Here is a 12,030-nt window from a genome sequence, read left to right as displayed (position 1 = left end):
TAAAGAATAACGATTCGTCTTATAACTTCGTTGCGCAAATAATCATTGTCATCAGGTCAAGTACGGCAGCCGTACTGACACACAATGCAATCGATAAATGCAACGGGAGTAACATATGAATGCGATTAACTGGCCAGAGGGTTTTGTTCCGGGTTTTACTGATAACTTTGTCTCTAATGAAATGATCATTTCGGGTCTGAGCGTCAGTGATGTCTGGCCGTTCCTGAGTCAGCCTCTTCTGTGGCCGGTCTACTACAAAAACTCCGCTGATGTGCGCTTTTATGACGGTAAAGGACCAGAGCTGGCAGAGAAGGTCCGGTTCTACTTCAGCACTTTTGGTTTTCCAGTAGAGGCTCAGGTTGTGGAGTATGTTCCACCTGCGGAAGGCCTGCCTGCCCGTCTGGCATGGCACGGGTGGGCAGGGGAGAAAAACAGTGCAGACCGCCTCGATGTTCATCATGCCTGGTTGCTGGAGGAGCTTAGTGGTAACCGTGTCCGTATTCTGACTCAGGAAACTCAGAACGGTAACCCTGCGAAAGAACTGGCAGAAACGCGCCCGAATCCAATGCTGAACGGCCATCAGGAATGGCTGGATGGTCTGATTAAGGCTGCAGCGAAATAAAATTAGAGATAACGCTCGAAGCTGGACGAAAATTCATTTTGAAAGCAGGAATGAATTATCAGGCTGGCAATAACGCTGAGCAGCATCAGTCAGGAACAACGACAGGCGCAAAGCTCTTTATTTTTGAGTGGCTTACTTACAACCTGATTGCGCTATGCGTTTTGGCGATGCTTCCCCGCATCGTCTTTATTTGCTTATCAAAATTTTTTAAAAGTAATTTATAGCCGATTATGGCTCACGGCTTCATCCGGCGGCCATCACTCACTGCACATTTCAGGCCTGTTTTCATCATTCAACTACCTGATTTTTAATGGTTTATTCCTTTTCTACCCCGTGCTTTTTCATCATCGCCCGCAACTGGTGATAGGTCACGCCCAGCAGTTCGGCGGCGCGGCGCTGATTATATTTCGCCTGTTGCAAACTGGCCTCTACCAGCGCGCGCTCCTGCTGGTTTTGCCACTGGCGCAGATCGAGCGGCAAAGCGGGCAGGTCGCTGCTTGTTTCTTCCTGCGCTGTAACCGCTGGCTGCGCGCGCGGCGCAAAGGGATTAATGATAATCCTGTCCAGCGGCACTTCGCTGCTGTGATGACGATAAACCGAGCGTTCCACCACGTTTTTGAGTTCACGCACGTTGCCGGGCCACTGATACGCCAGCAGCGTCTCCTGCGCCTCGGGCGTAAAGCCCGGAAACAGCGGCAGCCCCAGCTCGCGGCACATCTGAATAGCGAAATGCTCCGCCATCACCAGAATATCGCTGCGCCGCTCGCGCAGCGGCGGTAGCTGCACTACGTCAAAAGCGAGACGATCGAGCAGGTCGGCGCGGAACTTTCCTGCCGCCGCCAGCGCGGGTAAATCCTCGTTGGTGGCGCATACCAGCCGCACATTAACCTGCAAAGCGTGATTGCCGCCGACGCGCTCAAGCTGTCCATACTCAATAACCCGCAGCAGCTTCTCCTGCACCAGCATCGGCGCGGTTGCCAGTTCGTCGAGAAACAGCGTGCCGCCATCTGCCCGCTCAAAGCGGCCCAGATGGCGCTTCTGCGCGCCGGTAAAGGCGCCGGCCTCATGGCCGAACAGCTCGGAATCGAGCAGATTTTCATTCAGCGCGGCGCAGTTAAGCGAGATAAACGGGCCTTGCCAGCGGTCGGACAGATAGTGCAGGCGGCTGGCGATAAGCTCTTTGCCGGTGCCGCGTTCACCCACTACCAGCACGGGCTTTTCCAGCGGCGCCAGCATAGAGACCTGTTCAAGCACTTCAAGAAAGTTGTTGGATTCACCCAACAGATTATCGTTGCTGCCAGCCATGATGAAATTCACCACCTGTTAATCAATTTAACTACCTTACGCGACGCGCGCTGCGCTGTAAAATATAAATATGATTTAAAATCAACGAAATGAAAACTGGCACGCCTTTTGTATATAACAATCAGCGCATGGCGCACCAACATAATCAAAGAGGAACATCATTATGGGTATTTTTTCTCGTTTCGCCGATATCGTTAATGCCAACATCAATTCGCTGCTGGAGCGTGCGGAAGATCCGCAGAAACTGGTACGCCTGATGATTCAGGAGATGGAAGACACGCTGATTGAAGTGCGCTCCACCTCGGCGCGCGCGCTGGCGGAGAAAAAACAGCTGAACCGCCGCATTGAACAGGCCGAAATTCAGCAGGCCGAATGGCAGGAAAAAGCGGAGCTGGCGCTGCGCAAAGAGAAAGACGATCTGGCGCGTGCGGCCCTGATCGAAAAACAGAAGCTCACCGACCTTATCGCCTCGCTGCAGCAGGAAGTGGTGCACGTTGAAGAGACGCTGGAGCGCATGAAGGGCGAAATCGGCGAGCTGGAGAAAAAACTGAGCGAAACTCGCGCGCGTCAACAGGCGCTGACGCTGCGTCACCAGGCGGCTTCTACGTCGCGTGACGCGCGCCGTCAGCTCGACAGCGGCAAGCTGGATGAAGCCATGGCGCGTTTTGAATCGTTTGAGCGTCGCATCGACCATATGGAAGCAGAAGCGGAAAGCCAGCGTTTCGGTAAGCCAAAATCGCTGGACGCGCAGTTTGCCGATCTGCAGGCCGATGACGAGATCAGTCAGCAGCTGGAAGCGCTGAAAGCCAAAATGAACCGTAGCGAATAATAATGATCCTGTCTGCGAGACTGATTAAGGAGAGTCAATGAGCGCACTTTTTCTCGCTATACCGCTGACCATTTTCGTGCTCTTTGTGTTGCCGATCTGGTTATGGCTGCATTACAGCAATCGCCGCAGCGGCAACGACCTGTCGGCAGGCGATCTTCAGCGCCTGCAGCAGCTAACGCAGGAAGCTGAACGGATGCGCGACCGCATCCAGGCGCTGGAGTCCATTCTGGACGCTGAGCATCCGAAATGGAGGCAGCCATGATTAAACGTAAGCTGTGGCGTAAACCGGAAGAAGGGAAGCTGATGGGCGTCTGCGCCGGCGTGGCGGAGTACCTCGATATCCCGGTGCGTCTGCTGCGCGTGATCGTGGTGCTGTCGCTCTTTTTCGGCCTGTTCGCGATTACCGTCAGCGCCTATTTTATTCTGGGATATGTACTCGATCCTAAACCCGCGGATGCTGAAGAGAGCGCGGGCAAGCCGAACGCTGGCGAACTGCTGGACCGACTGGAAAGCGCGCTGCGTCGCGATGAGTACAGCGTGCGCGAGATAGAGCGTTACGTAACGTCTGAAACCTTCAGCGTGCGTAGCCGCTTTCGCCAGCTCTGACCTTTCCTGAGCGGGGCCGTTCAGGCCCCGTTATGCTGATCAACCGGAGGTTTGCTTTGTTATATTCACGTACGTCCTCTTTTCGCCGCCGCGCGACCCCCGCGTTGAAGTCGGTCGGGAAATTCATCATTATCAATGCCGTGAGCTACGGGCCTGCCGGTCTGACCGGCTGGGCAGTAAAATCGGTTGCGCGTCGTCCTCTGCGCATTCTGCTTTCCCTGGCGCTGGAGCCGTTGCTGCAGCGCGTAATGAAGCGGGCGGCGGCGCGCTTCATCAGGGAAAAAGATGATAAACAAGTCTGAACTACTCTCATTACTCAACCGCGGCGCGGATCGTCATCTGCGCCTGGCGGTAACCGGCCTGAGCCGCAGCGGCAAAACCGCTTTTATCACCTCACTCGTTAATCAACTGCTTAACGTGCACAGCGGCGCGCGGCTGCCGCTCTTTTCTGTGGTGCGCGACGAGCGCCTGCTGGGCGTCAAGCGCATTCCGCAGCGCGACATGGGCACGGCGCGTTTCACCTACGACGAAGGGCTGGCGCAGATTTATGGCACGCCGCCCGCCTGGCCGACCCCGACGCGCGGCGTCAGCGAAATGCGGCTGGCGTTGCGCTATCGTTCGCAGGATTCGTTGCTGCGCCATTTCAAAGAGAGCGCGACGCTCTATCTGGAAATCGTCGACTATCCCGGCGAATGGCTGCTCGACCTGCCGATGCTGGCGCAGGATTACCTCGACTGGTCGCGACAAATGCTGAGCCTGTTGCAGGGCGATCGCGCACAGTGGGCGCAGCCGTGGCGTGAGCTGTGCGCGTCGCTCGATCCCTTTGCGCCTGCCGACGAAAACCGGCTGGCCGCCATCGCCGCCGCCTGGACCGACTATCTGCACCGCTGTAAAGCCGAAGGGCTGCACTTTATCCAGCCCGGCCGCTTTGTGCTGCCTGGCGAGATGGCGGGCGCACCGGCGCTGCAATTTTTTCCCTGGCCGCTGATGGACGAGGCCGAGCGCGGCAAACTGGCGCAGGCCGACAAAGGCAGCAACTTCGCCATGCTGCAGCAGCGTTTCCGCTACTACTGCCAGCATGTGGTGAAAGATTTTTACCGCAACCACTTCCTGCGCTTCGATCGCCAGATTGTCCTGGTGGATTGCCTGCAGCCGCTGAACAGCGGCCCTCAGGCGTTTAACGATATGCGGCTGGCGCTGACTCAGCTGATGCAGAGTTTCCACTACGGACAGCGCACCCTGTTCCGTCGCCTGTTTGCGCCGGTTATCGATAAACTGCTGTTCGCCGCCACCAAAGCTGACCATATCACCGCCGATCAGCACGCTAATATGGTGTCGCTGCTGCAGCAGCTGGTACAGGACGCCTGGCAAAACGCGGCGTTCGAGGGCATCAGCATGGAGTGCATCGGGCTGGCCTCGGTGCAGGCTACGCAAAGCGGGCTGGTGGATCATCGCGGCGAGAAGATCCCGGCGCTGCGCGGCGATCGACTGGCAGACGGCGCAGCCCTGACTTTCTATCCGGGCGAAGTGCCGCCGCGTTTGCCGGGGCAGGCCTTCTGGCAGCAGCAGGGTTTTCAGTTTGAACAGTTCCGGCCGCAGCCGCTCGATATCGATCGTCCGCTGCCCCATATCCGCATGGATGCCGCGCTGGAATTTTTATTAGGAGATAAGCTGCGATGAGCGATGAAAAAATTAAGCCGCGTATCGATTTCGCCCGGCCGCTTGAGGCCCCGCGCGAGCAGCCGCTGCGCCCGGCGCTGGCTTTTGACGATGAGGCGCAGCAGGCGTTTCTTGCCGTTGACGAGCAGGCTGGCGACGTGATGGAAGAGGGCGCGGGAGAGCGGGCGGTCGAGCAGGCATTGCGACCGAAACGCAGCCTGTGGCGCAGACTGGTCGGCGTGGGCGTCGCGCTGTTTGCTGCAAGCGTCGCGGCGCAGAGCGTCCAGTGGATGCATGACGCCTGGCTAACGCGCGACTGGTTCGCACTCGGCAGCGGCGCGGCTGGCGGGCTTATCGTTATCGCTGGCGTCGGCGCGCTGGCCAGCGAGTGGCGTCGTCTCTATAAGCTGCGCGAGCGAGCCGAAGCGCGCGACGTCGGGCGTGAACTGCTGCACAGCCATAGCGTCGGCAAAGGCCGCGCTTTTTGCGAAAAGCTGGCGCAGCAGGCGGGCATCGATCAGGCGCATCCGGCGCTGCAGCGCTGGCACGCGTCGCTGCATGAAACCCAGAACGATCGCGAAACCGTTCAGCTCTATGCGCAGCTGGTGCAGCCGGTGCAGGATCGTCAGGCGCGACGTGAAATCGGCCGCCACGCGGCGGAGTCGACGCTGATGATCGCCGTCAGCCCGCTGGCGCTGGTAGATATGGCATTTATCGCCTGGCGCAACCTGCGGCTGGTCAATCGTATCGCCGCCATCTACGGTATCGAACTGGGCTACTTCAGTCGGCTGCGGCTGTTTCGCCTGGTGCTGCTGAATATGGCGTTCGCCGGCGCGTCTGAGCTGGTGCGGGAAGTGGGAATGGACTGGATGTCGCAGGATATTGCTGCCCGACTCTCAGCGCGCGCCGCCCAGGGCATCGGCGCGGGTCTGCTGACCGCGCGGCTCGGCATCAAGGCGATGGAGCTGTGTCGCCCGCTGCCCTGGCTGGAGGAGGATAAGCCGCGGCTGGGCGACTTCCGTCGCGATCTTATTAGTCAGCTTAAAGAGACGCTGCCGAAAAGCGGCGCGAAGCGCGAAAACTAAGCGCGCCTGCCTGCCGGTGCGCCGTCGCCTGAGCGGCGCGCACCGCCGGATGAACACCGGTGTCAACTTTTGCTTCCACGCCTCTTCAGACCTGTTGCAAGTTAGCGTATTATCTCCAGATTCTTTACCTGACTAAGGCCATCGCAATGCGTCTTGAAGTCTTCTGCCAGGACCGCATCGGTCTGGCGCGCGAGCTGCTCGATCTGTTAGTCGCCCGTAATATCGATTTACGCGGCATTGAAATCGCGGCTCTTGGCCGTATTTATCTCAACTTTTCTGCGCTTGAATTTAATCAGTTCAGCAGCCTGATGGCGGAAATCCGCCGCACGCCGGGCGTTACCGACGTGCGTACCGTCGCCTATATGCCTTCGGAGCGGGAGCATCGTGCCCTGAGCGCGCTGCTGGTGGCGATGCCAGAGCCGGTGTTTTCCATTGATCTGAAAAGTAAAGTCGAGCTGGCGAATCCGGCGGCGCAGAACCTGTTCGATCTCGACGAGCAGAAAATTCGTAACTACAGCGCAGGCAATTTGATTAGCGGCTTTAATTTCCAGCGCTGGCTGGAAAGCGACCGCGTTGAGGCGCAGGCGCAGCATGTGGTGATCGACGGCCGCGATTTTCTGATGGAAGCGCATCCTGTCTATCTCACCGCCGATGAAGGTGCGGGCGACCAGCCGGTGGGCGCGATGGTGATGCTGAAATCCACCGCGCGCATGGGACGCCAGCTGCAAAATCTGGTGGTGACCGACGAGTCGGAGTTCGATCATATTATTGCGGTGACGCCGAAAATGCGTCAGGTGATCGATCAGGCGCGCAAGCTGGCGATGCATGACGCGCCGTTACTGATCGTCGGCGATACCGGCACCGGCAAAGATATGCTGGCGCGCGCCTGCCATCTGCGCAGCGCGCGCGGCAAGAAGCCTTTCCTGGCGCTGAACTGCGCCTCGCTGCCGGATGACGTTGCAGAGAGCGAACTTTTTGGTCATGCCGCTGGTGCCTACCCGAACGCCTTAGAGGGCAAGAAAGGTTTCTTTGAACAGGCTAATGGTGGCTCGGTTCTGCTCGACGAGATCGGCGAAATGTCGCCGCGCATGCAGACCAAGCTGCTGCGCTTCCTGAATGACGGGACGTTCCGCCGCGTCGGGGAAGAGCATGAAGTCCATGTGGACGTGCGCGTCATCTGCGCCACGCAGAAGAACCTGATTGAACTGGTGCAGCGCGGCGAGTTCCGTGAAGATCTCTTTTATCGCCTTAACGTATTAACGCTGCATCTGCCGCCGCTGCGCGAGCGTCCGCAGGATATTCTGCCGCTCACCGAAATGTTTGTGGCGCGCTTTGCCGACGAGCAGGGCATTCCGCGTCCGCGTCTGTCACCGCAGCTTAATGGACTGCTGACGCGCTACAACTGGCCGGGCAACGTGCGTCAGTTGAAAAATGCGCTCTACCGCGCGCTGACGCAGCTAGAAGGGCATGAGCTGCGCCCGCAGGATATCGTCCTGCCTGAGCAGGCGCTGGATGCCTCGCTGGGTGAAGAGGCGATGGAAGGTACGCTTGACGAGATTACCAGCCGCTTCGAGCGATCTGTGCTGACGCGCCTTTATCTCTCCTATCCCAGCACCCGCAAGCTGGCGAAACGCCTCGGCGTATCGCATACGGCGATCGCTAATAAACTGCGCGAATATGGGTTAGGGCAGAAACGTGGCGAAAAGGAAGAGAAAAGCGGCGGCTAAGAGGCGCCGCCGCCGTTAATGCTACTTCAGTACCGCCAGCGCGGAATCGTAATCGGGTTCGGTGGTGATTTCATTCACCAGCTGGCTGTACAACACCTTATCCTGCTCATCCAGCACCACGACCGCACGCGCCGTCAGACCTGCCAGCGCGCCCGCGGCAATTTCAACGCCGTAGTCATTTTTAAATTCAGCGCCGCGCAGCGTCGAGAGCGTGACGACGTTATTCAGGTTATCGGCGCCGCAAAAGCGCGACTGGGCAAACGGCAGATCGGCGGAGATGCAGAGCACCACCGTATTGTTCAGCTCGCTGGCGAGCTGATTGAAGCGGCGTACCGAGGCGGCGCAAACGCCGGTGTCGATGCTGGGAAAAATATTCAGAACCTTGCGTTTTCCTGCATACTCAGAGAGCGACACGTCGGTGAGATTTTTCGCCACCAGCGAAAAGGCTTTAGCCTGTTCGCCCGCCTGTGGAAAGTGACCAGCAACCTCAACCGGGTTGCCCTGAAAGTGAACAGTATGAGACATAGCGATTCCTTAAACGTCAGAAAAAAGCGTGACTGGCTACAGGTAAGTATGGTTTGAAAACGTGTTTATGACATATCTATAAAAGACTTACGAGCGAAAAACGCAGATTATCCGAGACGATGCGCAGTTATCGACCTACATGGAGAGAGTATGAGAACGGTAAAAAGCTATCCCGAGTCCTGGCCGCTGCATACCCCTTTCGTTATCGCCCGCGGCAGCCGCACCGAGGCGAAAGTGGTGGTAGTGGAAATTGAAGAGGATGGCGTAAAAGGCACCGGCGAGGCGACGCCCTATGCGCGCTACGGCGAAACGGAAGCCTCAGTGCTGGCGCAGATCGCTGATATTCTCCCGGCGTTACAGCAGGGAATGACGCGCGACGGCCTACAGCTGGCGCTACCCGCCGGCGCGGCGCGCAACGCTATCGACAGCGCGCTGTGGGATCTGCAGAGCCGCCAGCAGCAGCAGGATCTCTGGATGCTGAACGGCGTCACGGCGCCCGATGAGGTCGTGACGGCGCAGACCGTCAGCATCGATACCCCGGAAGCGATGGCAAGCAGCGCCCGCGCGCTGTGGCAGCACGGCGCGACGCTGCTGAAAATCAAACTGGATGATACTTTTATCACCGAGCGGCTGGTGGCGATCCGCGCGGCGGTGCCGCAGGCGACGCTGATTGTTGACGCGAATGAATCCTGGCAGGCCGAAGGCCTGGCGGCGCGTTGCCAGCTGCTGGCGGATCTTGGCGTGGCGATGCTTGAACAGCCGTTGCCTGCCGGTCAGGATGCGGCGCTGGCCAATTTTATCCATCCGCTGCCGATTTGCGCCGATGAAAGCTGCCATACCCGCGACAGCCTGCCCGCTCTGCGGGGGCGTTATGAAATGATCAACATCAAGCTAGATAAAGCGGGCGGCCTGACCGAAGCGCTGGCGCTGGCGACAGCGGCGAAGGCGCTCGGTTTTGAGATAATGCTCGGCTGCATGATCTGCACCTCGCGCGCTATTCATGCCGCGCTGCCGCTGGCGGCGGGAGCGCGCTTCGCCGATCTGGACGGGCCGACCTGGCTGGCGGTGGATGTCGAGCCCGCCATACAGGTCAGCGCAGGCAAGGTGCTTATCGCTGCCAGCGCAGCAGGTTGATCATCGCCTCCAGATAGCGCTCCGTCGCTTCATCAACCGAAATGGCTGGCATCTCGGCGGTGATGCAGGGCAGACCGAGGTCGTTGCACCAGCTGCCGAACGAGCCGGGCGTGTCGTAACCAACAGTGCTCACCAGCGGCAGCGCGGTCTGCTGCGCCAGCCAGTGACCGATATCGCTGCCGCGCGGATCGTCGATACAGGCCAGCGGCTCATGCCAGGAGACCACCCAGCGCGGCTTCAGCCCGTGAATCAGCTCGCACAGCGCCTGCGTTTCCGGCTCTGAACCTGGCCCATCCCCGGTCGAGAGCAGCACGTCGCGCGCCTCGGCAGCGCTGTTCCAGCGATAGACCGTCTCGCCGCTCTGCCAGTTGGCCGCCGGGAAATTACGGTTGAGGTCGACGCCGTGCGCGTTGGCGCGCAGGCCAAGCTGGCATCCGTCCGGATTGACCGCCAGCACCACGTGGTGACGACGCAGCCGGTCCGGCAGCGTGCGCATCGCGGCGGAAAGCGTGGCGATGGCCGCATTCTCATCGCCATGCGTACCTGCCAGAATCAGTCCGCTGTCGGCATCGGCGGCGGGCGCGGGAAACCAGAGCAGCGGCGCGCCCAGTACGCTGTCACCGTAGCGCTGAAACGGAATTTCAAGTTTTCCGCGCCGCGGTCGCGGGTGTAACAACGTCATAGGCTTTCTCCTTTGTTGCCCTCTGTCAGACAAAGTAGCGGAAAAGCCGCGCGCGGAAAATCGCTATTTATCCTTCAGGCATTTGCGCTACAGTGCCCGGGTCATGCTGCGCCCTCTGGTGCATTGCGCAGCGCTTCATTAGGGTAAGGGAGTGAAGATGAAAAGCACATTTCGCAAGACGCTGATGGCGCTGGCGCTCGCAGGCATCGCGAGCCAGGCGCTGGCGGCACAGCTGCCGGCCAACGCGCAGCTGGCCGATCGGCAGGAGATTGTCCGCCATATCAAAGATGAACCCGCCTCGCTCGATCCGTTAAAAGCCGTTGGGCTGCCGGAAATTCAGGTGATCCGCGATCTGTTCGAGGGGCTGACGAATCAGGATGCGCAGGGCAATATCGTGCCGGGCGTGGCCGAAAACTGGAGCAGCAGCGACAATAAAACCTGGATCTTTACGCTACGCACTAATGCGAAATGGTCGAACGGCGAGCCGGTAACGGCGCAGGATTTCGTCTACAGCTGGCAGCGTCTTGTCGAGCCCAAAAACAGTTCGCCCTTTGCCTGGTTTGCCGGGCTGGCAGGCATCAGCAACGCGGGTGCGATAACCAAAGGCGAGATGCCGGCGAATCGACTCGGCGTCAGCGCCGTAGACGCCCAGCACCTGAAGGTGACGCTCGACCGGCCGGTGCCCTGGTTTCCCGCACTTGCGGCTAACGTCGCGCTTTTCCCGGTGCCTCAGCAGGTTATCGCCAGTGAGGGTGACGGCTGGACCGCGCCGGGCAAGCTGGTGGGCAACGGCGCTTACCAGCTTGCGTCGCGCGTGGTGAATGAGAAGATTGTGCTGGCGCGTAATCCGCACTACTGGGACGACGCGCATTCGGTCCTGACCAAAGTGACCTTTATTCCCATCAATGAAGAGTCCAGCGCCACTAAACGCTATCGCGCGGGCGATATCGATATCACCGAATCCTTTCCGAAGAACATGTATGCCCAGCTGAAAAAAACGCTGCCGGGCGAGGTCTACACGCCTGACCAGCTAGGCACCTACTACTACGCCTTTAATACGCAAAAGGGAGCGACGGCTGATGCGCGGGTGCGTAAGGCGCTGTCGTGGAGCATCGACCGCCGCATTATCGCGGAAAAGGTGCTGGGCACCGGCGAGAAGCCCGCATGGCGCTTTACGCCCGACGTGACGGCGGGCTTCAAACCTGCGCAATCCTATATTGAGCAGCACAGCCAGCAGGAGCTTAACGCCCAGGCGAAAGCGCTGCTTAACGCAGCGGGCTACGGCCCTGGCCGACCGCTGCATCTGACGCTGCTCTACAACACCTCGGAAAGCCATCAAAAAATCGCGATTGCCGTGGCGTCGATGTGGAAGAAAAATCTTGGCGTTCAGGTGACGTTGCAGAACCAGGAGTGGAAGACGTATATCGACAGCCGCAACAGCGGCAGTTTCGACGTTATCCGCGCCTCCTGGGTTGGTGATTACAATGAGCCTTCTACGTTTCTCAGCCTGCTGACCAGCGGCAACAGCAGCAATATCGCGCGCTTCAGCAACGCCGATTACGATGCGGTTCTCGCCAGAGCAAGCAGCGAAACCCAGGCTGACGCGCGTAATAGCGACTACAACAAAGCGGAGCAGATCCTGGCCGACCAGGCGCCGATCGCGCCGATTTACCAGTATACCAACGGCCGCCTGATCAAGCCGTGGGTGAAAGGCTATCCCATCACTAATCCCGAAGATGTCGCCTACAGCCGTGAGCTGTGGATCGCAAAACACTAAGCCCTGTGCGGCCTGCCAGCAGGCCGCATCCAGACACCTTTGCTCACAGCCTGATGATTGCAACTCAACCGCGCCGCGC

13 protein-coding genes are annotated in these 12,030 nt (G+C 59.1%); 10 read left to right on the top strand and 3 right to left on the bottom strand.

Annotated elements, in window-relative coordinates; genetic code table 11:
* Positions 1–115 precede the first annotated feature (115 nt).
* Entirely contained in the window at positions 116–622 is a 507-nt protein-coding gene (locus EKL29_RS04275) for an SRPBCC domain-containing protein (protein WP_126688931.1), read from the top strand.
* A 315-nt stretch (positions 623–937) separates the two neighbouring features.
* Here the strand turns inward: EKL29_RS04275 and pspF are convergent, their stop codons facing one another.
* Positions 938–1,927, bottom strand: a complete 990-nt coding sequence (pspF, locus tag EKL29_RS04270; protein WP_126688930.1) for a phage shock protein operon transcriptional activator — start codon at positions 1,925–1,927, stop codon at positions 938–940.
* 163 nt (positions 1,928–2,090) lie between these two features.
* Between pspF and pspA the strand changes: the two genes are divergently transcribed.
* The 7 genes from pspA (at position 2,091) to tyrR (ending at position 7,833) form a co-directional block, all read left to right on the top strand.
* Positions 2,091–2,756, top strand: a complete 666-nt coding sequence (gene pspA, locus EKL29_RS04265; protein WP_120452798.1) for a phage shock protein PspA — start codon at positions 2,091–2,093, stop codon at positions 2,754–2,756.
* A 37-nt stretch (positions 2,757–2,793) separates the two neighbouring features.
* Positions 2,794–3,018: an envelope stress response membrane protein PspB gene (pspB, locus tag EKL29_RS04260; RefSeq protein ID WP_120452796.1), complete on the top strand. Its 225-nt coding sequence runs from the start codon at positions 2,794–2,796 to the stop codon at positions 3,016–3,018.
* Positions 3,003–3,362 (top strand): envelope stress response membrane protein PspC, encoded by a 360-nt coding sequence (pspC, locus tag EKL29_RS04255; RefSeq protein ID WP_371315527.1) that lies wholly within the window; start codon positions 3,003–3,005, stop codon positions 3,360–3,362. Before pspB ends, pspC begins: the two co-directional genes overlap by 16 nt.
* Before the next feature lie 32 nt (positions 3,363–3,394).
* On the top strand, positions 3,395–3,664 hold the full coding sequence (gene pspD, locus EKL29_RS04250) for a phage shock protein PspD (protein ID WP_371315526.1): 270 nt from the start codon (positions 3,395–3,397) through the stop codon (positions 3,662–3,664).
* Positions 3,648–5,042: a YcjX family protein gene (locus EKL29_RS04245; protein WP_126688929.1), complete on the top strand. Its 1,395-nt coding sequence runs from the start codon at positions 3,648–3,650 to the stop codon at positions 5,040–5,042. Before pspD ends, EKL29_RS04245 begins: the two co-directional genes overlap by 17 nt.
* Positions 5,039–6,106 (top strand): YcjF family protein, encoded by a 1,068-nt coding sequence (locus EKL29_RS04240; protein ID WP_126688928.1) that lies wholly within the window; start codon positions 5,039–5,041, stop codon positions 6,104–6,106. Before EKL29_RS04245 ends, EKL29_RS04240 begins: the two co-directional genes overlap by 4 nt.
* A gap of 146 nt (positions 6,107–6,252) precedes the next feature.
* Positions 6,253–7,833: a transcriptional regulator TyrR gene (gene tyrR, locus EKL29_RS04235; protein ID WP_126688927.1), complete on the top strand. Its 1,581-nt coding sequence runs from the start codon at positions 6,253–6,255 to the stop codon at positions 7,831–7,833.
* A 21-nt stretch (positions 7,834–7,854) separates the two neighbouring features.
* Here tyrR and tpx read toward each other — a convergent pair whose 3' ends face one another.
* A complete protein-coding gene (gene tpx / locus EKL29_RS04230) occupies positions 7,855–8,358 on the bottom strand; it encodes a thiol peroxidase (protein ID WP_120452786.1) in 504 nt (167 codons plus the stop codon).
* A gap of 150 nt (positions 8,359–8,508) precedes the next feature.
* Between tpx and ycjG the strand changes: the two genes are divergently transcribed.
* A complete protein-coding gene (gene ycjG / locus EKL29_RS04225) occupies positions 8,509–9,492 on the top strand; it encodes an L-Ala-D/L-Glu epimerase (protein ID WP_126688926.1) in 984 nt (327 codons plus the stop codon).
* Here the strand turns inward: ycjG and mpaA are convergent.
* Positions 9,467–10,174, bottom strand: a complete 708-nt coding sequence (gene mpaA / locus EKL29_RS04220; RefSeq protein ID WP_126688925.1) for a murein tripeptide amidase MpaA — start codon at positions 10,172–10,174, stop codon at positions 9,467–9,469. The genes ycjG and mpaA overlap by 26 nt on opposite strands.
* 157 nt (positions 10,175–10,331) lie before the next feature.
* Here mpaA and EKL29_RS04215 point away from each other — a divergent pair, with 157 nt between their 5' ends.
* Entirely contained in the window at positions 10,332–11,951 is a 1,620-nt protein-coding gene (locus tag EKL29_RS04215) for an ABC transporter substrate-binding protein (protein WP_126688924.1), read from the top strand.
* Positions 11,952–12,030 lie beyond the last annotated feature (79 nt).

Source organism: Pantoea sp. YU22 (genome assembly GCF_003970755.1).
Lineage (GTDB): Bacteria > Pseudomonadota > Gammaproteobacteria > Enterobacterales > Enterobacteriaceae > Pantoea > Pantoea piersonii.
This window is presented reverse-complemented; position numbering and strand designations above follow the sequence as displayed.